At 60.4% G+C, this 20,526-nt stretch carries 21 protein-coding genes and 3 pseudogenes; 15 read left to right on the forward strand and 9 right to left on the reverse strand.

Features of this window, described 5'->3' with window-relative positions; translation table 11 throughout:
* Positions 1-112: 112 nt before the first annotated feature.
* A complete protein-coding gene (locus tag ACVJ5M_RS47730; protein WP_162479134.1) occupies positions 113-1,117 on the forward strand; it encodes a ParB/RepB/Spo0J family partition protein in 1,005 nt (334 codons plus the stop codon).
* Positions 1,083-1,838, forward strand: coding sequence for a hypothetical protein (locus ACVJ5M_RS47735; protein ID WP_456679804.1), 756 nt, complete (start codon positions 1,083-1,085; stop codon positions 1,836-1,838). Before ACVJ5M_RS47730 ends, ACVJ5M_RS47735 begins: the two co-directional genes overlap by 35 nt.
* Before the next feature lie 108 nt (positions 1,839-1,946).
* Here the strand turns inward: ACVJ5M_RS47735 and ACVJ5M_RS47740 are convergent, their stop codons facing one another.
* Positions 1,947-2,309: a PRC-barrel domain-containing protein gene (locus ACVJ5M_RS47740; RefSeq protein WP_354098947.1), complete on the reverse strand. Its 363-nt coding sequence runs from the start codon at positions 2,307-2,309 to the stop codon at positions 1,947-1,949.
* A gap of 651 nt (positions 2,310-2,960) precedes the next feature.
* Between ACVJ5M_RS47740 and ACVJ5M_RS47745 the strand changes: the two genes are divergently transcribed.
* Genes ACVJ5M_RS47745 through ACVJ5M_RS47755 form a run of 3 tightly spaced genes read left to right on the forward strand, consistent with a single transcriptional unit; the run spans position 2,961 to position 4,976 of the window.
* Positions 2,961-3,362 carry a plasmid mobilization protein gene (locus ACVJ5M_RS47745; RefSeq protein ID WP_456679820.1) on the forward strand — a complete coding sequence of 134 codons (402 nt, stop codon included), beginning with the start codon at positions 2,961-2,963 and terminating at the stop codon, positions 3,360-3,362.
* A 58-nt stretch (positions 3,363-3,420) separates the two neighbouring features.
* A complete protein-coding gene (locus tag ACVJ5M_RS47750) occupies positions 3,421-4,182 on the forward strand; it encodes a relaxase/mobilization nuclease domain-containing protein (RefSeq protein ID WP_354098946.1) in 762 nt (253 codons plus the stop codon).
* Positions 4,143-4,976, forward strand: a complete 834-nt coding sequence (locus ACVJ5M_RS47755) for a hypothetical protein (protein ID WP_354100539.1) — start codon at positions 4,143-4,145, stop codon at positions 4,974-4,976. Before ACVJ5M_RS47750 ends, ACVJ5M_RS47755 begins: the two co-directional genes overlap by 40 nt.
* A 381-nt stretch (positions 4,977-5,357) precedes the next feature.
* Here the strand turns inward: ACVJ5M_RS47755 and ACVJ5M_RS47760 are convergent, their stop codons facing one another.
* A complete protein-coding gene (locus ACVJ5M_RS47760; protein WP_354100538.1) occupies positions 5,358-5,864 on the reverse strand; it encodes an SgcJ/EcaC family oxidoreductase in 507 nt (168 codons plus the stop codon).
* A 130-nt stretch (positions 5,865-5,994) separates the two neighbouring features.
* Here ACVJ5M_RS47760 and ACVJ5M_RS47765 point away from each other — a divergent pair, with 130 nt between their 5' ends.
* Positions 5,995-6,894: a LysR family transcriptional regulator gene (locus ACVJ5M_RS47765; protein WP_354100537.1), complete on the forward strand. Its 900-nt coding sequence runs from the start codon at positions 5,995-5,997 to the stop codon at positions 6,892-6,894.
* Between the two features lie 657 nt (positions 6,895-7,551).
* Here ACVJ5M_RS47765 and ACVJ5M_RS47770 read toward each other — a convergent pair.
* Positions 7,552-7,917, reverse strand: coding sequence for a hypothetical protein (locus ACVJ5M_RS47770; protein ID WP_354100536.1), 366 nt, complete (start codon positions 7,915-7,917; stop codon positions 7,552-7,554).
* A gap of 153 nt (positions 7,918-8,070) precedes the next feature.
* Positions 8,071-8,766, reverse strand: a complete 696-nt coding sequence (locus ACVJ5M_RS47775; protein WP_354100535.1) for an HAD family hydrolase — start codon at positions 8,764-8,766, stop codon at positions 8,071-8,073.
* A gap of 148 nt (positions 8,767-8,914) precedes the next feature.
* Between ACVJ5M_RS47775 and ACVJ5M_RS47780 the strand changes: the two genes are divergently transcribed.
* The 5 genes and pseudogenes from ACVJ5M_RS47780 to ACVJ5M_RS47800 all read left to right on the forward strand — a co-directional run.
* Complete coding sequence (locus ACVJ5M_RS47780) at positions 8,915-9,112, forward strand: hypothetical protein (RefSeq protein ID WP_354100534.1); 198 nt, start codon at positions 8,915-8,917, stop codon at positions 9,110-9,112.
* Positions 9,113-9,181: 69 nt separating this feature from the next.
* On the forward strand, positions 9,182-9,496 hold the full coding sequence (locus ACVJ5M_RS47785) for a hypothetical protein (protein WP_354098939.1): 315 nt from the start codon (positions 9,182-9,184) through the stop codon (positions 9,494-9,496).
* 198 nt (positions 9,497-9,694) lie between these two features.
* Complete coding sequence (locus ACVJ5M_RS47790) at positions 9,695-11,641, forward strand: PAS domain S-box protein (protein ID WP_456679805.1); 1,947 nt, start codon at positions 9,695-9,697, stop codon at positions 11,639-11,641.
* 154 nt (positions 11,642-11,795) lie between these two features.
* A pseudogene (locus ACVJ5M_RS47795) lies at positions 11,796-12,478 on the forward strand (MEDS domain-containing protein).
* A gap of 25 nt (positions 12,479-12,503) precedes the next feature.
* Positions 12,504-12,635 (forward strand): annotated as a pseudogene (locus ACVJ5M_RS47800) (SOS response-associated peptidase); the annotation flags it as partial.
* On the opposite strand, the pseudogene ACVJ5M_RS47805 reads toward ACVJ5M_RS47800, so the two are convergent.
* The 3 genes and pseudogenes from ACVJ5M_RS47805 to ACVJ5M_RS47815 all read right to left on the reverse strand — a co-directional run.
* Positions 12,636-14,245, reverse strand: a pseudogene (locus tag ACVJ5M_RS47805) (PHP domain-containing protein); the annotation flags it as partial.
* The gene (locus ACVJ5M_RS47810) at positions 14,242-15,660 is read right to left on the reverse strand and encodes a Y-family DNA polymerase (RefSeq protein ID WP_354098937.1); all 1,419 of its coding nucleotides are present in this window, start codon (positions 15,658-15,660) and stop codon (positions 14,242-14,244) included. The gene ACVJ5M_RS47810 and the pseudogene ACVJ5M_RS47805, both read right to left, overlap by 4 nt.
* Positions 15,661-15,667: 7 nt before the next feature.
* Positions 15,668-16,414, reverse strand: coding sequence for an ImuA family protein (locus ACVJ5M_RS47815; protein WP_354100532.1), 747 nt, complete (start codon positions 16,412-16,414; stop codon positions 15,668-15,670).
* Positions 16,415-16,582: 168 nt separating this feature from the next.
* On the opposite strand from ACVJ5M_RS47815, the gene ACVJ5M_RS47820 reads away from it, so the two are divergent.
* Together ACVJ5M_RS47820 and ACVJ5M_RS47825 are read left to right on the forward strand one after the other, a co-directional pair.
* Entirely contained in the window at positions 16,583-18,292 is a 1,710-nt protein-coding gene (locus ACVJ5M_RS47820) for a PHP domain-containing protein (protein WP_354100531.1), read from the forward strand.
* On the forward strand, positions 18,293-18,805 hold the full coding sequence (locus tag ACVJ5M_RS47825) for an NUDIX domain-containing protein (protein WP_354098934.1): 513 nt from the start codon (positions 18,293-18,295) through the stop codon (positions 18,803-18,805).
* Between the two features lie 39 nt (positions 18,806-18,844).
* On the opposite strand, the gene ACVJ5M_RS47830 is transcribed toward ACVJ5M_RS47825, so the two are convergent.
* Entirely contained in the window at positions 18,845-19,099 is a 255-nt protein-coding gene (locus ACVJ5M_RS47830) for a hypothetical protein (protein WP_354098933.1), read from the reverse strand.
* A 91-nt stretch (positions 19,100-19,190) separates the two neighbouring features.
* Here ACVJ5M_RS47830 and ACVJ5M_RS47835 point away from each other — a divergent pair, with 91 nt between their 5' ends.
* The gene (locus ACVJ5M_RS47835) at positions 19,191-19,370 is read left to right on the forward strand and encodes a hypothetical protein (RefSeq protein WP_162479121.1); all 180 of its coding nucleotides are present in this window, start codon (positions 19,191-19,193) and stop codon (positions 19,368-19,370) included.
* A 342-nt stretch (positions 19,371-19,712) separates the two neighbouring features.
* Positions 19,713-20,249, forward strand: coding sequence for a DUF4142 domain-containing protein (locus ACVJ5M_RS47840; protein ID WP_354100530.1), 537 nt, complete (start codon positions 19,713-19,715; stop codon positions 20,247-20,249).
* A 59-nt stretch (positions 20,250-20,308) separates the two neighbouring features.
* On the opposite strand, the gene ACVJ5M_RS47845 is transcribed toward ACVJ5M_RS47840, so the two are convergent.
* Positions 20,309-20,488: a hypothetical protein gene (locus tag ACVJ5M_RS47845; RefSeq protein ID WP_354100529.1), complete on the reverse strand. Its 180-nt coding sequence runs from the start codon at positions 20,486-20,488 to the stop codon at positions 20,309-20,311.
* Between the last annotated feature and the right edge of the window lie 38 nt (positions 20,489-20,526).

Raw genomic sequence — 20,526 nt, forward strand, 5'->3', positions numbered from 1 at the left:
GCTGCGCGCGGACCCTCCTGAAACGAAGAGGAGCTTGGGACCCGGCTTGGTCCGGCTGAACCAAAGGGGAGCCGGTGCAATTCAGCACCCAATAACATGGAGAAAAACACCCATGAAACTTCAACATATCGAACTGTCCGAACTGAAGGTCTCGCCGGTGAACGTGCGCAAGCGCGGCGCGGGCGAAGATCTTGGCGAGCTTATCGCCAGCATCCGCAGCCTCGGCGTCATCCAGCCGCTTCTCGTGCGGCCGAATAGCGAGGGCTATGAAGTCGTCGCAGGTCAACGCAGGCTTCTCGCCTGCCAGGCACTGCAGGAAGAAACAGGGGGCGTAGCACCACTTCCCTGCGCTCTCCTGGAGAACGGCGACGATGCGACCGCGCTTGAGGCTTCGCTTGCCGAAAATGTCGCACGCCTGCCAATGGACGAGATCGACCAGTACGAGGCCTTCGCAGTCCTCACCGTTCAAGGCCGGAGCATTGCGGACATAGCGGGCCAGTTCGGGGTGACTGAGCTGCTCGTCAAAAGGCGCCTCGCGATAGCGGCGCTTATCCCGCAGATATTAAGTGTCTACCGCGACGGGGAAATCGAGGCCGAGACGATGCAGCAACTGACCCTTGCGACGGCAAAGCAGCAGAAAGCGTGGTTCAGGCTCTTCAAAAACCCGAAAGAGCATGCCCCAACCGGACGCTGGCTGAAAGCGTGGCTGTTCGGCGCGGAAATCCCGGTATCGTCCGCCATATTCCCGCCCGAGCGTTACACCGGCAACATCGTCTCCGACCTCTTCGGCGAGGAGCGCTACTTCGACGATGCCGAGAAGTTCTGGAAGCTGCAGACGGAAGCGGTCATTCACCGCCAGGCCGCCTATCTTGAGGAGGGCTGGAGCAACGTCGTCATCATGGAGATCGGCGCGGCGTTTTATCAATACGACAAGGTTAAGCGCGGGAAGGCAAAAGGAGGCGCGGTCTATATCTCCTGCGCCGGCAACGGCGAAATCGGCTTCCACGAGGGATGGCTCGATGCAAAGGAAGCCGCACGGCGGGAGAAAGCGATAGAGAGGAGCGCGAATGCGGGAAAGCAGGATGAAAAAGAGGCCGCCCGGCAAAACCGGAGCTGACCAGCGCCGCGATGCGCTACATCGATCTGCACCGTCAGAGTGCGGTCCGGGCGGTGCTCCTGAAATCCCGCAGATCGCGCTTCGTCTTCTCGCCGCCAGCGTCATAAGCAGGGACGGCTTGTGGCTGGCCCGGCCTGAAATGCAGGGTAGCGCGCGCCACGAGGCGACGGCTTCTTCCATAGTTGCGGGCAAGGCGAGCGGCGTCTTCGCGGCCGAGCAGAGCGAGGTGCGGATGCTTCTTGGCCTGTCTGGCGTTGGTTACCTGACCGCGGCCGAATACGGCTCCGTCAATCTTCCAAAGCTGTTCGCGAAGCTGCTGACGCTTCCCGACGACGATGTCCTGCGGGTGCTGACCTTCCTTATGGCCGAAACCCTGCCGGCAGGAAGCGAGGCCGTCGAGATCCTGGGCCATCTCCTTGCCGTCGACATGAGAGAGTGGTGGACGCCGGATGAGGCCTTCCTCGACCTTCTCCGGGACAAGCCGGCGATTAATGCGATGCTCGCTGAATTAGCGGGAAAGCAGGCCGCTCATATTCACGTTGCCAAGACAGCCGCGGTTCAGAAGGGTGCGATCAGGCATTGCCTTGCCGGGACCGGCGGACGGACCAAGGTCGAAGGCTGGCTGCCACGCTACTTAGGCTTCCCGATGCAGTCCTACACCAAGCGCAAGGGCCTGCGCGCCGTCGATAACTGGAACGCCGTGAAGAAGCTTTTCAGCTAATACTACCTGCGAACCGGGCAGTGCCGAAAGGTGCGGCCCGGTCTTTTGCGCTGGATTACTCCAATGAAAAAAGCCCGCCTCGCGGCGGGCTTTTTTACAAGATTTTCCTCAGATCGGCGCGAGTCCGTAATAGTCATCTACCGCCCGCGTACGGGTCTGGTCGCCCCAGTTCCAGTCATTGTCGCTCGCGTATTTCGGGGCGCCCTCCAGCTGCTGCTGGGTGATGCCGGTACGGTAGCCGCCAAGGTTCGTGTCGTATTTGAGCGAGTGCCAGGGGAGCGGATAGTGTTCGTCTCCCATGCCAAGGAAACCGCCGAAACTCAAAACCGCGTATGAAACCTTGCCGGACTGCTTGTCGATCATGACGCGTTCGATCGACCCGATCTTGCTCTCATCCGGTCCATAGACCGCCGTGCCTTCAACCTTGTCACTGCCGATCAAGGTGCCCGTTTCCCGTTCCTCAGTTGCCATGACGTCCTCCATTATCGAGCCCCTGGCCCCATAACCAGGAGGCCGGACGAACGTTCCGATGGCACTACTTATGGTCGTTTAGCCGCACCGCCGGTGCAAATCACCAGCCTGCATTTCTAAATTGGCGGATGCTGAAGTGTCATATCTTTCAAACTGGCTCTATCGTTTCGCCGGAACGGGCGCGAAAGTTACGACGCACATTTTGCAACCTCACGTAGAGTTATGGCAAACTGAGATTAGGGGAATTGTGAAGGATACAAGGTGTGCGCGGGCAGACCGCGCACACCTTGAGGGGAGCTCAAACGCCACCCCCCGTTACACCCCCGTCTATGTCGCCCGAACGTATCGCCAGCTCGCGCTGGCGAATAAGCGGGCGACGCGGGACTTTCGATCCCGCACCCTGCGACCATGGCACAGGCGGCCTTGGACGCGCCCCGGATGATCTGCGTGCCGTGACTAGCGTAACTTTCACGGACATCCGGCAAAGGGCCTTCAATGCCCCTTGGACCCACGACCAAGGGCTCATGGCCGCCCCTGGACACCGCCTGCGGCGAGCGCTGCTCTTATGCACGCCCGCCGACGAGGGGCTTTCGCGCCCCTCGCGACCACGACCGGGCATGGCCCGGGAGTCACCATGGCATGGGAGGTGCGATGGCGGAGAGCGGCAGCGAGACACGGCAGCGAGACGAGCGGCACACTGTCCGCTTCACCCCGCTCGAAGACGCCCTTGTATGCGCAAAAGCTAGTGCAGCGGGCGTACCGGTCGCTACCTTCCTCAGAAACACCGCCCTCGCCTTTCCCATGCCGCGCGCACCAGGCGCCCGACCTCGAACCACGAGGACGTCGCGCTGCTGCTGGGCAGGATCGGCCAGCTGGCCGCGGCCTTCAGGAGCGCGGCCACGCTTGCGGACGCGCAAGCGGTCGAGACGGCGCTTGCCGATCTCTCGGAGCTTCGCCTTCTGTGTCTCACCGCCCTGGGGCGCAAGCCATGACCCGGGAAGTTCGCCTCACGGGCTCACAGGCTCCAGCCATGGCTATATTGCGCGGCACTAATGTGCGCGGGCGGTTTCAATGATTATCTCGGGGCTGCAGACCGGTAATACCCGTTGGCTTGCCCCGCCATCTGCAGAACACCGCCGATAATGAGACGATCGAGCTCGCCGAAGTATCCGGCACGGTCGCGACCGATATCGATGGCGCCCTCACCGAAATGGACGCGCTGTGCGCAGGCACGCGCGCGAAGGAAGGCATCTACGCCGCCTTTATCAACCCGCCCCGGCCCCTCACCCGCGCGCAGTTCATGCGGGTGCTGGAGTTGATGGAAGAGCGCCTCGGCCTTTCCGGCCAACCCCGTATCGTGCTCTTTCACGTGAAGAACGGGCGGCACCATTGCCATGTCGTGTGGTCGCGCATCGACATCGAGCGGATGAAAGCCATTCATCTCGGCCATGACCGCCAGAAGCTGCGCAAATGCGCGCAGGAGCTCGCGGCTGAGTTCGGCCTGGTGCTCCCGGCGGGGCTCGCAGAAGATCGTGGCCCCGCCCGCTTCGATGATCCCGCCCGGACAAAGGCGCCTACCCGCGCCGACAAGGAGCGGGCAAAGACCTCCGGCATCACGGCAGAAGAACGGCGCGCAGCTGTGACCGAGGCCTGGCGAATGTCTGATGACGGTGTGAGCCTGCAGGCAAGCCTGGAAGAGCGCGGCTACCTTCTCGCGAGAGGCGACAGACGCTCCTACGTTGTCGTGGACCTAGCCTGCGACGTGCACAGCCTACCACGCCAGATCGAAGGCGCTAAAACAAAGGATGTCGCGGCTAAACTGCAGAACCTGCCGTGGCACTGCTGCCAACGGCGGAGCGCGCGAAGATATTGATGGCTCAGCGTGCAGCCGCCCTGCGCGACGCCGCGCGCGAGCACCTGAAGAAGGACGCAGCGGCAGAGGAAGCCCGCAACCGCCTGCTGCGCGCCCAACGGACGCGGAAACTTGCCGTCGATCTCCAATGGCAGAAGATCAAGCTCCGGCAGATGCACGAACGCAAGGTCATGCTGGCCTGGTTTATTGCCGAAAAGAAGCGGCACCTCGCGCGCCGGCACTGGCAGGCGACCGGGCTTGCTCTATACCTCCGCAAGGTTGCGGCTTTGAGGGAGCTTATCCGCTACTACGAGAAGCAGCGGCGCAAGCAGCTTCGCACGACGGAGGAGTTTCATCGCGAGGTGAAGACCGCCATGAAAAGGCGACATGATAATGAGGCCGCCGATTGCGAGCGGCTTTACGCGGCTCTCAGGCGACTTGAGAGACACGAGTTGGGATGTCTGGAGCGGAGACAGCTTGGCCAGATAGCCTGGCATAAGACGTGGCTTGCGCATAACCAGGGTGACTACGACGGAGAAATCACGCTTGCTCTCAGCGTCGGCCTCAAGCGCGGCCACCAAGCGAAGGAATTCGATCAATCACGGCATCTCAGGAAATGGTATGACAGCACCTTCGGTGGAACGGCTTGCCCGCACCTATGCCTATATGAAGGAAAATGGCATCGAGATTACGAGCGATCCAGCCTCGAAATGGCTTCCCCTGCAGCGTCAAGGCAGCAGCCAGGGCGGCGGCATCGCCGGTATGCCACTTTCCGCTGCGTTCAAGTTGAACGAGCAGGAAGTCACCGGGCGTAACACCCGCTTCCGGGGGCGCATGCCGCATCGTGGCCCTGCGCCCCCGTCGGGAAAGATTTAAGCAGCAAGCAGCGTGCCGGCAGTCACCAGTGCGGCTTCATCCGTAGCCGCGGCGCCAGCAAATCAACGAAATGTCGAATCTGTCCGGATATTTTTTCGGTTTCCGTAAGCGCTGGGGTTTGGTTGTAAGTGTTCGCTATGGCGCGCCTCGCCGCTTAATGCTGCGAGGCCGGGCTCTAGGCCTTTGGCCCCGAACCTCGCGTGTCCGAGTTTCGGCCTCCGGTAACGATCCCTCGCGCGAAGAGAGAAGAGAGCGGAGGTCTCACCTTGACTCAGCCAGAGATACCGACGTGTGCCTGGAAGCAGAGCCGATCACGGCGCTCATCTAGGAGGGGGCGCGAAAGGTGCAACCAGCGTATTGTGGAACGCTGCAATCTGCCATACGCCGGCCTCCTTGACGAAAACACGCAGACTTAGCTCCTGATGTGAAGGCAATGCACGACGGTCTGGAGCAACCAGGCCGCTCAGGTCATTGGTGACATTCGCGAGCGCCACATCGGGCCGTATGAATCTGACCGTGACATCCATCGTTCGCTGCGTTGCGTTCTTGGCCCTGCCCGAAAGTATTGCCGACAATCCCTTCTCGATTCCGGCTTGGCCGTTCATCACATCACCCCTGACGCTGACAAATCGAGCGTCCGGAGCGTACATCCGCGCAGCAGCTTTTCCATCATGATTGTTGAAACCTTCGGTCATTTCTACAATGACTTTGCGAATCTCCAATTCATCTTCGTTGCCGCCGGTTTGCTGTGCACCCGACATTGATGCTGTCCCAAACGTGACCACACCGAGCGCAACAAGGGCGGCAAGAGCATTGATTTGTTTCATTTCCGCTCCTTCGTTAAGCAAATAATCAGTACATTTGCCTTCGGCCGATGCAGAGGCGGTGTAGCATGGCGTGTGGTCGCACGGGAGCCGCAAGTCTGCGCGCCGGTTCGGCAAAAATGCGGATAGCCAGATGTTGGATTGGAATGACGTTCGCTATTTTCTGGCGGTCGCGCGCGGTGGTAGCACCGGGATCGCCGCAAAAGCCTTGGGCGTGAATCAATCGACCGTTCAACGACGTCTACGGGCTCTCGAAGTGGCTCTTGATTGCTCGCTTGCCGAACGACAGGCGGGGGGATACCGATTGACATCCCATGGCCAACAGCTGTTGGCCCATGCTGAGCAAGTTGAAGCGACCGTCAATACGTTGCAACGCCAATCGGCTTCGCTCGACAAGCGCGCGGCCGGCCTGGTTAAGCTCACGAGTCACGTGACGGTGGGTCAGCGCATCATCAAGTCTGGCTTCCTTGATACCTTTCATCTGGAGAATCCAGGCATCACAGTCGAGTTGATCATGGAGCAGCGCAAACTCGATCTTTCCAAGGAGGCGGACATTGCAATCCGAGGCGGAAGCCTTGATGATGACCCGGCGCTGGTTGGACGAAAAATTGCCGACGTCCCTTGGGGAATTTACGCCAGCCATTCTTTTGTCGAACGCCATGGTCGCCCGTCCGCGCCTGCCGATATCAAAGGCTTTAGCGTTGTCGAACTGTCTGATGAGATCGAGGCATTACCAGCGGCCCGGTGGATGAAGATGCATGCGCCGGCGGCAAGGGTCGCGGTGCGATGCAGTAATATTCCCAGCGTGCACCTCGCAATCAAGTCTGGCGCCGGTATCGCTCCCTTGCCGGCAGCGTATGCAACCGCGGACGACGCTCTTGTCCGTGTGCTCGGCCCGTTTCCCGAATTAGACTATCCAATGTTCCTTGTTACACACCGGGACCTTCGCAGGATACCGCGCGTCAATGCTGTTTTTGAGTTTTGCCTCAGTGAACTGAAGTCAGTCCTGATGCGCGGTGAAATGAAGAAATGAGTGCCGGTGACGTCCGTCAATGGCACTTTGGACCTCACGTCGTCCGGGATCGGATTAGTCCAGCTCGCACAAAGAGAGGGGATCGCATCCCCTTTACGTCAACGGCTCCGCAAGCCGCCGGAGGCGGCCCTTGACGCTTCAACCCCGCTCATTGCCGCAGGGCTAGCCGGGTTGCAGGCGACTCCGATTTTTAGATTGCTGAGCATCTACTCCGAGGCCGGGTTACGGCCGGTCTGGCCCGGTGTAGGTTGGCAGGTCCCCCCAAACAACGAAGCCGCCGGGCGGAGTATGATCGCCGGACGGCTCGCCACGCTGGTCCCGAACGAGGGCAATGTCCGGTGCTGCATCTTCGCCGATGCGAGCGTTCCGGCAACTTCATTCGAATATTAAGCTTGATGCCGCTGAACAGGTTAAATCCGGAACCACGCCGAAGCGGTGGCCCTTCATTCAAAAAGCTCGAAGTATGGCCACCATCGTGCAGACCGGCAACGCGCGAGAGCCATGGATATCGATCGCAGCACGAAGCAGCAGAGAGCCGCTGAGCGCGTTGCCCCGCGAGGTTGTATCTTCCGAAAGAAGCGATGAGAGTTACCAGCACATCGGTGCAGTCCGGGCGCAGTGAAAGCAGCGCTGCGCCCGGCAGGCGCAAGATGAAGCTTATTTCCTGGCGGGCGGACCGCTCTTGTTTCCGGGAAGCCCCTTCACCCCCGAACTATCCTGCTGCTGGACAGCCGAGTTTGAGGTGCCCGTCGTCGTCGCGTTCGCGGGCGGACCGTTCTTGTTGCCCGGCGCGCCGCTGACGCCCGTACCCGAGTTCTGCGCGGTCGGCTGCGCCGATGAATCGCCCGTCCCCATCTGTCCCGGCATGTTCGAGGAGCCCGCTTTCTGCTCGCCGACAACACCGGATGCGCCGGAGTTGCGCGTTTTTACTCCCTTGTCGGCTTCTTCCTGGACCGCCTTAGGAGATGTCTGCTGCGCGTATGCCGGCAGTGCCGTTGCCGCGAGAAGGACGGAGAACGTCAAGGTTGCTATTCGCATAGATTTTTCCTCCTGGTTTTGTTCGCGGGACAACTCGTGAGCCCACGGACATTTCCTCGGAGGAACGGATTTTTTCAGGAACTGCGCGAGGACGCCTGTTTGCACCGCGGCATCATCGGCCCTGCGCGAGCTTGCCGTTCACGCAGACTTTCGCAGCCAATCCAGTTGCATCCGTTCCGGCTCGGGTTCGTCGCGCAGGAGATAAGGCAGAAGACCTCGAAGATCCTCGGCTACGACAAAACATCCGGCTTGCGAGAGAGTCTCGGCGCTAAAGCCGCCGGTGAGAACGCCGGCCGCTTTCGCTCCCGCTTCGAGCCCTGCCTCGGCATCATAAGGCGTATCGCCGACCATCACCGACTGCGCGCCTGGCAGTGCAAGCTTGCGCAGCGCGATGCCGACAAGGCGCGGGTCCGGTTTGCCGTGCTCAACGTCATCGCCGCACGCGGTCGCCGTGATATAGTCATCAGCGTTCATAAGTGAGATGTAGCGCTTGAAGGCAATGCCCTTGCAGTCGGTCGCAAGTGCGATCTTCCCGCCGTGTTCGGTCAGCGCCCGAAAGACATCCCTGACGCCGTCGACCGCTTTGACGCTCGCGAGATACTCGCGTTCGTAAATCGTCCCCTGCTCTTCCAGAATCTCCTTGCGCACAGACTCGCTTGATTCCGGGAGGATGAGCTGCAGCGTCTGATCGCCATCAAGGCCGGAATAGAGCTGCAGCGTATGATACGGCACCCGGCAGCCGAAACGCTCCAAGGCGTCCTGCAGGCTGCGAAGGTTTTGCGGCACGCTGTCTACAAGCGTCCCCTCAACATCGAATATGAACCCTGAAAACATCTGGCGCCTACATCTTGAGTGTTTTGCAACAAGCCTTTTATCTTCAATGGGTTCCTAGGGGTCCCGCCGCGACCACCAGGTTCCTGTATTGGAACCGCGGAAACCGAGAAATGTTATCGAGAGGCCCAGACAATCGTGGAGGTTTGCCATGAAACGTCGCCGCACCAAGCAGACAACATCCCTCGAAGAGCGCGTGCTTCACCAGGCTGAGCAGATCAGGCTTCTGGCCGACAGCATGCGTGCGGGGAAGGAGCGCGAGCAGCTCCTGAAGAAAGCCCGCGACGCTGACATGGGCGCGCATATCGAGGGATGGCTTAGATCGCCAGGACTGCAGCCGCCCAAATGATCGCCGCCAATTAGGAACATGAGGGGCAAGCGGCGGTTGCCCGTGATTCACAATCAGTGGAGCACTGGCATGAAGGCAATCCATCCCCTCCTCGCAGGCTGCGTGGCGCTTCTCCTCGGCACCGGCTTCGCATATGCGGGCCCCTGCAATACGGCAGACAAGGACGCGGGCTCCGGGCCAACGCCAGGCAGCACGGCGCAGTCAACGACGACCGGTATCGCACCGCAAACCGGCGCGCATCCGCCCGCCGCCACGATGGACAAGGCATCTGGCAACGTCGCAACCTCTTCGCAAGACGCCCAGCGCCAGATGCAAGGCCAGCCTACAGTCTCGCAGGAATCTCAGGGCGCGAAGCCGAAGGCCGGAAACGACTGTGAGAAATAGCGCGAGCCCACCGGCGCTCGAGCCCAGCATTTTAAAGGGCCCGCTGCCGCCCGCTGATTTGGTGACTCTACGTGGCGGCGAGGAGAATAATGCGATGAGTAGACTCCGAGACCCGCGCGGAAGCGTCAGGAACTTTTTTCAACCTTGCCGGCGTAAGTTGCTGTAAAGTTGAGTGAGACTGATACCCAGGGAATGATTTTGGACGGTAAGAAGAAATTCGAGGCCTCACAGTCGGCTGAGGGCCGATACCGCATGCTTGTCGAGGCGGTGACGGATTATGCAATCTACATGCTCGATCCGACAGGCATCGTTTCAAGCTGGAATCCCGGCGCGCGGCGCTTCAAGGGCTACGAGGAATCCGAGATCATCGGCGAGCATTTTTCGAGGTTCTATACCGAGGAAGATCGCAAGTCGGAGCTGCCGCGCCGCGCGCTGGAAACGGCAGCGCGCGAGGGTAAATTCGAAGCCGAGGGCTGGCGCGTCCGTAAGGACGGCAGCCGGTTCTGGGCGTATGTCATCATCGATCCCATTAAAGACAGCGAAGGCAGGATCGCCGGATTCGCGAAAGTCACGCGCGATCTGACCGAGCGCCGCGCAGCTGAAGCCGAACTGCGCCGAAGCCAGGAACAGTTTCGCCTGCTGGTGCAGGGCGTGACCGATTACGCGATTTACCTCCTAAGCCCTGAAGGCAAAGTCGCGAGCTGGAACGCTGGAGCAGAGCGGATCAAGGGATACAAGCCGGAAGAAATCATCGGGCAGCATTTTTCGGTCTTCTATACGAATGACGACCGCTCCGCGGGACTGCCAAAACTCGCGCTTGAGACTGCAAGACGCGACGGCAGATTCGAAAAAGAAGGTCTGCGCGTCCGGAAGGACGGCTCGCAGTTCTGGGCGAACGTCGTCCTCGACGCGATCCGGGACGAGGAAGGCGCGCTTTTCGGCTTCGCCAAGATCACGCGTGACGTAACGGAGCGGAAGAAAACGGAAGAGAAGCTTGAACGCACCAGGGAGGCACTGGTGCAGGCGCAAAAGATGGAGGCGATCGGCCACCTGACCGGCGGCGTTGCGCACGATTTCAACAACCTCCTGATGGCCATCCAGGGTAGCCTTGAGCTTATGAAGCGCCGCCTGCCCGGCGGCGACACTCAAATGCATCAGTTTCTCGACAACGCGCTGCAGGGCGCACAGCGCGGCGCGGCGCTGACGCAGCGCATGCTCGCCTTCGCACGGCGTCAGGAGCTCAAGCTCCAGACCATCACCGTCACTGAACTCGTCAATGGCATGACTGAACTGCTGCAGAGCTCGCTCGGATCTAGCGTCCATATCGAGACCCACTTCTCGATCGGCTTGCCGAAAATCTCGGCCGACGCGAACCAGCTTGAGCTCGCGATTCTCAATCTTACGATGAACGCGAGGGACGCGATGCCGAAGGGCGGCACGATCGTCATCTCCGCGCGGGAACGCTCCGTGGAGGATGAGCCTGGCCTTAAACCAGGCCGCTATGTCTGCCTGGCGGTCAAGGATACCGGCACCGGCATGGATGAAGAGACCATGCGGCGCGCGACCGAACCCTTCTATACGACCAAGGGTGTCGGAAAAGGAACGGGGCTTGGGCTGCCGATGGTGCACGGCATGACCGAGCAGTCCGGAGGCAAGCTCTATCTCAAAAGCAAACCCGGCGAGGGAACGACGGTCGAACTTTGCCTGCCTGTCGCCGCCTCTGAAGAGGATGAGAAGGAGTGCATCTCCCCGCCCGCCGCGCCCGAGATGCGCACTCTCAGGATCGTCAGTGTCGATGACGATCCGCTCGTGGCTTTCAATACTTTAGCGATGCTGGAGGAACTCGGGCATACGGTGTTCGCCGCGACCAGCGGCGCGGAAGCACTCGGCCTCATCACCGAGAAGGGCGACATAGATCTGCTGATTACCGACCAAGCCATGCCGGGTATGACCGGATCTGAACTCGCAGAAGCGGTCCGCAGCGACTGGCCCAACCTTCCGATCATCATTGCCACCGGCTACGCGGAACTGCCGGAGGGGCCGGCCAGGGCCCTGCCCCGTCTCGCGAAGCCCTTCTTCGAGCACGATTTGAAGACCTGTAGACGGCGCATGCAAGTCCGCCCGCGCTTGCTGGGTGCCGGTTAACCCACGAAATTTCTTCAATAATTTGGTGCGGCGTTCACGAAACCGGCGTCCCTAGCGAAGCGCACCGCCCGTAGTGCAAAGATGCTTTCGGGGGAGCCCGCAAAAATGATACTACTAATGGGATCATCCAATTCAAAAACGCCCATGAACTAGAATGCAGCCCTGGTCCCCATCCGGTCTCCCAACCGTCCCCCAACTTCAGTGGGGTAGCCACCTCGCCCATTTCTTCGGCTCAGGTGACGAGCTGCGCGACTTGCTCGTGCCCTACTTCACGGCAGGTCTCCGGAATAATGAACAATGCCTCTGGGTGACCGGAAAGGCGTTCAACGCAGACGACGCGCGCTCGGCGCTGCGGAATGCCGTCCCCGACCTCGACAAGCGCGAGCGCGGCAGACAGATCGAAATCGTCGACGGCGATGAATGGTACGCAGCCGGGGAAAAGCTAAAGCCCCGCGAGCTCGTCAGCGGCCTCGTGCAGCGTGAACAAACGCTCTCGGAGCGGGCTATAGCGGTCTCAGGACGAGCGGAAACTGCGCCTGGGTCTCAAGCGAGCAATTGCCGGATTTTCTTGATTACGAGGCGCTCGTTCAGAAAGCGGTTCGCGGCCGACGCATGATCTGCATGTGCAATTACTGCGTCGATAAAGTTGACGGCTCAATTTTTGAAATCATGGGTCGCCACGATCTGACGGTGCCGACCGCGCGCGCGGAGACGGCGTCGCAAACCGGTTCGAGGAATGGAAAACCAAACTCACACGGCCTTGTTCAGGATCTGACCCACGAAGGGGACCTCCGCCAGTCGCTGGAGCGGGCGGTTATTCAGCATCCTCCTGGATAACTCGGGCAATCTGCCAAGCCAGCCTGACAGGCCTCTCTTCGCCTTCGCCGGCATCTGGACGGAGTTCAGGGGCGAGCGCGGTCCCAAATCAAAGCCCGTCCCTGGCCCGCATCTGGTGTACGGCTTTCTTACGACGGAGCCCAACGCCGTTGTCGAGCGCCTTCCGGATCATTTCATAGGTGGCCGGGTCTTCCGCCGGGATACTCGCAAGGTTTAAGTCGATGTTCTTCGATGCTTTCAAAGACTCGAATGAACGCCGCATGCAGCCGAGCATGCCAAGCCCCAGCACGTCGACCTTCATGAATTTCAACGCGTCGATATCGTCCTTGTCCCACTCGATCACCTGCCGGTTCTCCATAGCGGCAGGTTCGATCGGAACGAGTTCATCAAGACGGTCCAGCGTCAGCACAAAACCGCCCGGATGCTGGGAAAGGTGGCGCGGCGTGCCCATCAACTGGCGGGCAAGCTTTAACGTCAGCTGCAGGCGACGGTCTGACAGATTGAGAGGTGATGCGGGCGAGCGCGCCGGTAACGTCTTCGGGTATGCCTAGCGCCTTGCCGACTTCCCGGATGGCGCCGCGGGCCCGGTAGCGCGTAACGACCGCAGTCAAGGCGGACCGCGTCCTGCCGTAGGTCTCGTAGATCCACTGAATGACCTCTTCGCGCCGGCCATTTTCGAAATCGACGTCGATATCGGGAGGCTCACGCCTTTCCTCCGACACGAAACGTACGCCAAGGACAAAACATACGGCGGAGTTCGCCGCCGAGCCCCCCCTGGCACAGAATTCCTTTCGAGCGTGCGAAGCGCACAATCGACTCGACCGTCAGGAAATACGGCGCGTATTGCAGCCGCTCGATGAGCCCAAGCTCGTGCCGCAGCTGCATGGCGACGTTATCGGGTACGCCCTCAGGGTAACGTTGCGCGGCCCCTTCCCAAGTCAGCTTTTCGAGCCTGTCCTGCGCAGGCAGCCCATCCTGTAGCATTTCCGCCGGATAGCTGTAGGTCAGCTCATCCAGAGAAAATTTGCATCTTTCGGCAATTTGCCCGGTCCGGGCAACCGCTTCCGGAAAGCGCGAGAAAAGCCGCTCGACCTCATGAGGCTCCTTGAGGAAACGATCGGCGTGCTTCTCCTTCAGAAAGCCCGCCTTGTCGATGGTTGTCTTAAGCCTGATGCAAGTGACGACATCCTGCAGCATGCGCATTCCGGCCACGTGGTAAAGCACGTCGCCGGTTGCAACCGTCGGCACGCCCGCCATTGCTGCGGTATTCGCAACATCCTGCATATATGCCGCGTCGTCCGGACGAAAGCGGCGAGTCAGGGCGCAATATGCGCGGTCCTTGAATACCGACTTCATGCGCTGAAGCTGGGGCAGCAGATCGTCCGACGGCTTATCCGTCACGAGAACGACGATCAGGCCTTCGCTCCATTCGGCAACGTCCTCGAAGAAGAGAGAGCACTTGCCCTTGCCTGCGCGCGCCTTGCCGATGGTCAGGAGGCGACACAGCCTGCCATAGGTCTTGCGATCTGTCGGATAAACGAGGAGCGAGGGAAAATCCTCAAGATCGAGCCTGCATCCCACGATAAGACGCACACCCGTAACGCGCGAGGCCTCATAGGCGCGGACAATGCCGGCAAGGCTATTGCGGTCAACAATACCCAAGGCTTCGATGCCAAGATTGGCCGCGGTGGAGAACAGCTCTTCCGCGCTCGACGCGCCGCGCAGAAACGAGAAGTGCGTCGTGACCTGCAGCTCCGCATAGCTCATGCTTCCCCCAGCCCGTGGAACCACCAGCGACCATTGGATTCAGCTGGAGCATCGCGGAAGAGCCAGAAGCGCTCGCCCGCGTCATTCTCCACCCGATAGTAGTCGCGCTGAAGGCCGACCTCCTGATCCGAGAGCCACCACTCGCCGAGAATACGCTCGGGACCGTCGGCACGGGCGATCCTGTGCCGGACCTTGCGCCAGACGAAAAAACGCGGTGGGCTGTCGGGAATTTCCGCGACGGCATGGACGGGTTCGGGCGGGCTCAGCAGGCGCGCGGGGCGGGGCAGATCGCGCGGCCAGATTGCTCCATCTGTTTTCGCTGTCGGTGCGACGCGGCGGGTCGAACGCTCAGGAATATCGCTTTCAACGGGACACAGACGGAATACGCGCTCGTTGCCAAGGCGGACGCGCAACGTGTCGACAAGCTGGCTGACATCGACCTCCCCTTTCTCATCCGCGACATGGCAGCCGACGGTCTGACGTTCCGTCAGCGCCTCGACCCAGGAGGCCGTCAAAGTGGCTTCTTCAATGCCAAAGCCGGGATCGACGAGAACGAGGCGCTCCGCGAGCAGTTTCGTCAGGTGCTTTACATCGCGGTTCGGCTTTGACGTTCCGATGCGGATCGCCTGCGCGACGTTGTCGACACGCTGAAACACCATATCGAGACGGCGTGCGCCCACGCCGCGCGCGGCAAGATCGGCGATAAGTTTTTCGCACAGGAGTGCCAGCACACGCTGCAGATCGTGCGGGTTGCCGATAGGCTCCAGGAATTTAAGCGACATGCGCGGCACCTCGCGCGGGATAAGCGGAACGAGAACCTCGGCCGCCGTCCCCATGGCCTGATCGAAGCGCAGCAGCACATCACCCGGGAAACGCTGACGCAGCGAGGCGCGCGGCAGGGCCGCAAGCTGGGCAATGCGCTCGACGCCCACCTCCCGCAGGCCGATAATATCCCGCTCGCCAAGCCTCAACGCGGCGACAGGCATGCCGCCCAGTGCGTCTGCGCTGCGCCCCGGCGGGATATTCTCCTCACGCCCGAAATGCGCAGCCGCCCAGGCGCAGCCCGGCGTATCGGCTATGGCGGCGCGAGCGGAAAGTTGGGCGGATGAAAGCCGTGTATGCAAATCCTTGAGCAGTGCCGCCTCGCCCTTGAAGAGGTGCGAGGAACCCGCGACGTCGATAAAGATCGTGTCCGGCGCAACCGGTGTCACGAGCGGCGAATACCGCGTGCACCAGTGCCCAAGCCTTGTCAGCGCAGCGCTGTCTTCTTCCGGTGTTGCGTCTTTGACAATAAGATCCGGCACGAGCGTCTGCGCATGCGCGACGGTCATGCCGGGCGACAGTTTAAGTTTGCGCGCGGCATCGTCAACCGACGTCAAGATGCGGCGGTTGCTTTCCTGCTTCGCGATGACCATGGGCCGCTTACGCGGTGGATTGCCGCCGCTCCGCCGCCGAATCTGATCGGTCGGGAACGTCGGCAGGAAGAGCGCAACGACCCTCCGCATTGCATGCCTTCACAGTCCAGTTGTTCGGCGATGCGCCCCTGCATCGCAAAAGCTCGACACGCCAGAGCGGCCGGCCCATCCGTATTCCATCCTGTCTGCCTGAGGGCGCAGGCGAAATCCGCCAGCGCGTCAGTGCGGCATTGCTTTCACTCAGGTGTTCGGCAGAACGCCTGAGGATGAGACAGGGAACGCCTGAGGCTTCAGCGGCGAGCTGCAGCCGCCGCGACGGCGTCAGTGACATGCGGTTAAGTTCACCGACAACGCCCCCGTGGCCCGGCATGCGCAGGCCCTCTTCCATTGCGGGAAGGATCTCGGCATCCTTCCACGTCTCGCAGAATATGATCCGGTCAGGATGAAGACCAACGCGCGCGAGCGCGGGTGCAAATAGGTCGCGGCTATGAAGGCACCAGAGAACGGGCCCGGGCTGGCGCGCGAGAATGCCGGCCATGAAGAGCACCGCGCACGCGGCGTAATGGCCGCGAGGACCATCCTCGCTGAATTCATGCACGGCACCGAGGGGAAGGCCCCCGCCGGGAAGAGCCTGATCGATGCCTGCTATCTCGAAAGGAAGCACCGGCTGCTGCGAGGACGCGCCTCCGGCAGCTTCCCTCATCCGGCGAAGCTCGGCCAATGGAATCGATGTTGAATTGGCCGCACTTGCCATAACTTTATGTACCTCTTATACTAAAACAAATAGTGAACACGCTTGGTTGCCTTGGAGTCAATGAAAAATTGGTTGGGCGTTGATTGCGCTCGGATTTTTCGCGTTCGTCGGCCGCGCTTTTTTGAAATCCAGGAACCGGGATCGCCGCGCCTCGTTTGACTGGTAGTCATGGCCAAGACCGACCCGCCAACCGTAGCCAGTCTTTTGAGGGAGTACGCGCAACGCACATCGCTGCGCGGCGGCAACCCGTATCGCGCGAAAGCTTACCTGCGCGCGGCCGACAGTCTCGGCGCGCTCTCGCAGCCGCTTGGCCGCCTCATTGCGGCTGGCGCTCTCACCTCGATCCCGGGCATCGGCGACGCCATCGCAGATATCGTGACGAAGCTTTACGGGACCGGCACCCATCCAAGCCTTGAGAAGCTGCGCAAGGAAGTCCCGGCAGGAGTGCTTGAGCTCTTCGCTATCCCGGGACTTCGTCCAGACAAGATCCTGAAACTTCATGAAGCGCTCGGCATAAGCTCGCTTGCCGAACTGGAAGCCGCCGCGAAGGAGGATCGCATCCGTCCCGTAAAAGGCCTCGGCGCTTCCCTGCAGACCAAAATCCTGCAGAATCTATCCATCGCGAGAAGCGGCGAGACGCAGCTGCATCTGCACAAAGCAGCGGCTCTTCTTGAGCATGCAGCCCAGACGGTCAAACAGAAGCACCCGGAATATACACGCGTCGAAATCGCCGGCGATTTTAGGCGGGGCTGTGAACTGGTCTCGGACCTTGCGCTCGTCGCGCAGGCAACCAGACCGGCAGAAATCGACAGCGCAAGTCTCAAGGTCGTCGTTACCGATAAGAAACATTACGGCGCGTATCTACTGGATGCGACCGGATCGGCAGAACATCTTGAGCAGCTGAAAACATTTGCAGCTGAAAAGGGTTTTGATCTCAAACGCGACGGGCTTTACCGCGGCAGGAAGCTGATTGCCTCGGCATCGGAACAGGACATATACGAGGCTCTCGGGCTGCAGTTCGTCCAGCCTGAACTACGGGAAGGCCGCGGCGAAATCACCCAGGCCGCGAAGCGTAAGATCCCTGCCCTCGTCCGGGATAAGGATTTGCGCGGCATCCTGTATTCCCACACGACAGCGTCCGACGGCACGGAGACGCTGGAAGCGATGGCGGACGCCACGCGCAAGCGCGGTTTCGAGTATTACGGTGTCGCCGATCACTCACAGTCTGCGCATTACGCGGGCGGGCTTTCCTTAGAGGAAATCGCGGCGCAACACCGTGAGGCCGACCGGCTCAACAAGCGCTATGGCGATAAATTTCGCATCCTGAAAGGGATCGAGGCGGACATACTGGCGGACGGATCGCTCGATTATCCGGACCATATCCTGGAAGACTTTGATTTTGTGGTCGCGAGCGTTCATAGCCGCTTCAAGCCGCCAAAAAAGGAGCAGACCGAGCGTATTCTCAAGGCGATCAAAAATCCGCATACCACAATCATCGGGCATATGACCGGCCGTCAGCTGCAGCGGCGTCCCGGATATGAAATCGACATCGACAAGATTCTGAAGACTTGCGCGAAATACGGTGTCGCCGTTGAAATCAACGCGCATCCCTGGCGCCTCGATCTCGCCTGGCGATGGCATCAAAAGGCGCTCGCCTATGGCTGCATCTTCAGCATCAATCCTGACGCCCATTCCATCCGCGAACTCGATCACATGCACTGGGGCGTTGAGATGGCACGCAAGGGCGGCGTGCCTCCGGACCGCGTCCTGAACGCCATGCCTCTTGCCAAGCTGCTCGCGCATCTTTCGAAGCGAAAGCGCTCTGCTGCGAGCGGCCTGCGCCGCCGTGCGCCTGCCCGCGAGGTCCGCGTTCGATAGATGGGGGCCATCCGGGCAATATCGCTGCCGAAGACAAGCGCCGGCGTTCTTCTCTTCCGCCGGAGCGGCAAGAATGTCGAAGTCCTGCTTGGACACCCCGGAGGACCTTTCTGGAAGAAAAAGGATCACGGCGCCTGGACAATCCCCAAGGGTCTCATTGCTCTTGGCGAGGCTCCGCTGGGCGCAGCGAAACGAGAATTCGAAGAGGAAACAGGTTACAGGCCGGGCGGAGACTTCATTGCACTTGGCCACGCGAAGCAGCCGGGCGGCAAGACCGTACACGTCTGGGCCGCAGAGGATGACTGGAATCCTGAAGAGCTGAAGAGCAATACGTTCAAGATGGAATGGCCCCCGCGTTCGGGCAAGTACCAGAATTTTCCCGAGCTTGACCGGGCATCGTGGTTTCAAACAGAAGCAGCCCGCGAACGAATTCTGAAAGGCCAGTCCGTATTCCTCGACCGACTGAACGAAGTACTGTCGGCGTCGAAAAGCGGGGATGCTCGCGCTAAATAAGGACCCAGACGCCGTTATCCGGCGGGAGACAGAAGCTGGTCAGGCCCTGGCTGTCGTTGCTGCTTGGCCATTTTGGTGTAGATCGAGCCGACCGGACGTTTGAGTTTGCGGGCGATAAGGGAAGTCTTCATTCCAGTTTTCCGCCATTTGCCTCAGCCGCTTCTCTTCATCTTCGGTCCAGGGCCGTGCCAAAAGCCGCCGCATAGTCAGGCCTCCTGTCTTATAAACTGTCTTTCCTTCATCGTCGCGCCCAGGGCCGGCGACCGCGATCAAGGTAATCTTCGCTACCTTCATCGCTGGTTTTTCTCCATACTGAACTTCGCTTGCAACCCGCCTTGAGACCGAACGTTCCTACGTCTGCAGATGCGAGCCCCATGAGGGTGACATGAGCAAAGAACCCGCTTTAACTCCCGATGATTTTCCGATCGAAGCAGACAAGCAAAAGCTAAAGACGCAAAAAGGCGAGCCGATAGCGACCGCCGACACGGAAGAACTCGCGGATCAGCTCGCTGAGAAACTGAACGAGCAGGCTCACCGGGAAGAGCAGGACCGCTGGTCCGCGTGACAGGCATTGGTAAGCGCGCGTGCGCGCTCCCGCTTCGCACGGCACGATAGCTTGGCGAGCTCGGAAGTGTTCGCGCCCCATGATGATCGATGTCCCCGCGCATCTCGGTCCAAAAGTGCACACAGCGTGTGTCCTGTGTCCGACGACTGAACACTTAGGAACGGCACAGCTTGCCCTGGCATTGACAGTGTATGCCGGAACGTCGGCATGCTCATTGCCCGGGCAAGCGGCCCCGGCCCCCCTCCTCTCGGGCCGGGGTCGTGCTCGTGGCCGTTCCTTTGTGCCCAGGAACTTTGATCGCAAGCGAAGGTTGATCGCGAATAACCTTCAGAGGATAACTTCATGAAAAACGCAGCCCTAGCATTTGCCGTGCTCGCAGTCTTTGCATCGCCCTCCCTCGCGCAGTCGGTCGGCGAGAAGACGGGCGTCAATTCCGCGCTTGGAATTGCGCCGAAGACCGAAGACTTCATCAAGGAAGCTGCCATGAGCGACATGACGGAGATCGAAGCAGCGAAGATCGCGCAGCAGAAGGGCAACGCCGACGAGAAAAAGTTTGCTGAAATGATGGTGATGGATCACACCAAAACCAGCAGCGAACTCAAATCCATGGTCCCCGACAATCTAAAAGCGGCGATCCCGGCTTCGCTCGATGACGCTTCCCAGAAGAAGATCACGAAGCTTCGCGACACCAAGCCCGAAGATTTCGCGTCGGAATATGATCCGATGCAAGTGAGCGCCCACAAGGATGCGGTGTCGCTGTTCGAGCGTTATGCGAATGGCGGCGACGATGCCAAGCTGAAGGACTGGGCAGGCAAAACGCTGCCGGCGCTCAAGCACCATCTCGACATGGCGCAGGCACTCGACAAGAATCGTAAATAGGTCCAGGCGATCACAACTCAAACGGAAAGCCCGGCCGAAGCCGGGCTTTTGTTTATACCTTACGGCTTCTGGCCGCCCTGCTGGCCGCTCTGTTCGCCGCCTTGCTTATTTTTGCCCGGGTCCTGGTTTTGCTGGCCCGGCTTCTGGTTCGGGTTCTGACCTTGCTGGCCGCCCTGATTGCCCTGCTGGTTCTGCTGTCCAGGGGTCTGCTGCTTGTTGGGATTCTGCTCGTCTGCCATGTGAACATCCTTTCACTTCGTGGATGATGACAATCATG

The organism is Bradyrhizobium sp. S3.7.6, from assembly GCF_054061875.1.

Excerpts from the sequence above, each read along its gene's own strand:
- ACVJ5M_RS47730 (WP_162479134.1), top strand. The coding sequence starts at position 113 with ATGAAACTTCAACATATCGAACTGTCCGAACTGAAGGTCTCGCCGGTG.
- ACVJ5M_RS47735 (WP_456679804.1), top strand. The coding sequence starts at position 1,083 with ATGAAAAAGAGGCCGCCCGGCAAAACCGGAGCTGACCAGCGCCGCGAT.
- ACVJ5M_RS47740 (WP_354098947.1), bottom strand. The coding sequence starts at position 2,309 with ATGGCAACTGAGGAACGGGAAACGGGCACCTTGATCGGCAGTGACAAG.
- ACVJ5M_RS47745 (WP_456679820.1), top strand. The coding sequence starts at position 2,961 with ATGGCGGAGAGCGGCAGCGAGACACGGCAGCGAGACGAGCGGCACACT.
- ACVJ5M_RS47760 (WP_354100538.1), bottom strand. The coding sequence starts at position 5,864 with ATGAAACAAATCAATGCTCTTGCCGCCCTTGTTGCGCTCGGTGTGGTC.
- ACVJ5M_RS47765 (WP_354100537.1), top strand. The coding sequence starts at position 5,995 with ATGTTGGATTGGAATGACGTTCGCTATTTTCTGGCGGTCGCGCGCGGT.
- ACVJ5M_RS47775 (WP_354100535.1), bottom strand. The coding sequence starts at position 8,766 with ATGTTTTCAGGGTTCATATTCGATGTTGAGGGGACGCTTGTAGACAGC.
- ACVJ5M_RS47780 (WP_354100534.1), top strand. The coding sequence starts at position 8,915 with ATGAAACGTCGCCGCACCAAGCAGACAACATCCCTCGAAGAGCGCGTG.
- ACVJ5M_RS47785 (WP_354098939.1), top strand. The coding sequence starts at position 9,182 with ATGAAGGCAATCCATCCCCTCCTCGCAGGCTGCGTGGCGCTTCTCCTC.
- ACVJ5M_RS47810 (WP_354098937.1), bottom strand. The coding sequence starts at position 15,660 with ATGGTCATCGCGAAGCAGGAAAGCAACCGCCGCATCTTGACGTCGGTT.
- ACVJ5M_RS47815 (WP_354100532.1), bottom strand. The coding sequence starts at position 16,414 with ATGGCAAGTGCGGCCAATTCAACATCGATTCCATTGGCCGAGCTTCGC.
- ACVJ5M_RS47820 (WP_354100531.1), top strand. The coding sequence starts at position 16,583 with ATGGCCAAGACCGACCCGCCAACCGTAGCCAGTCTTTTGAGGGAGTAC.
- ACVJ5M_RS47825 (WP_354098934.1), top strand. The coding sequence starts at position 18,293 with ATGGGGGCCATCCGGGCAATATCGCTGCCGAAGACAAGCGCCGGCGTT.
- ACVJ5M_RS47830 (WP_354098933.1), bottom strand. The coding sequence starts at position 19,099 with ATGAAGGTAGCGAAGATTACCTTGATCGCGGTCGCCGGCCCTGGGCGC.
- ACVJ5M_RS47835 (WP_162479121.1), top strand. The coding sequence starts at position 19,191 with ATGAGCAAAGAACCCGCTTTAACTCCCGATGATTTTCCGATCGAAGCA.
- ACVJ5M_RS47840 (WP_354100530.1), top strand. The coding sequence starts at position 19,713 with ATGAAAAACGCAGCCCTAGCATTTGCCGTGCTCGCAGTCTTTGCATCG.
- ACVJ5M_RS47845 (WP_354100529.1), bottom strand. The coding sequence starts at position 20,488 with ATGGCAGACGAGCAGAATCCCAACAAGCAGCAGACCCCTGGACAGCAG.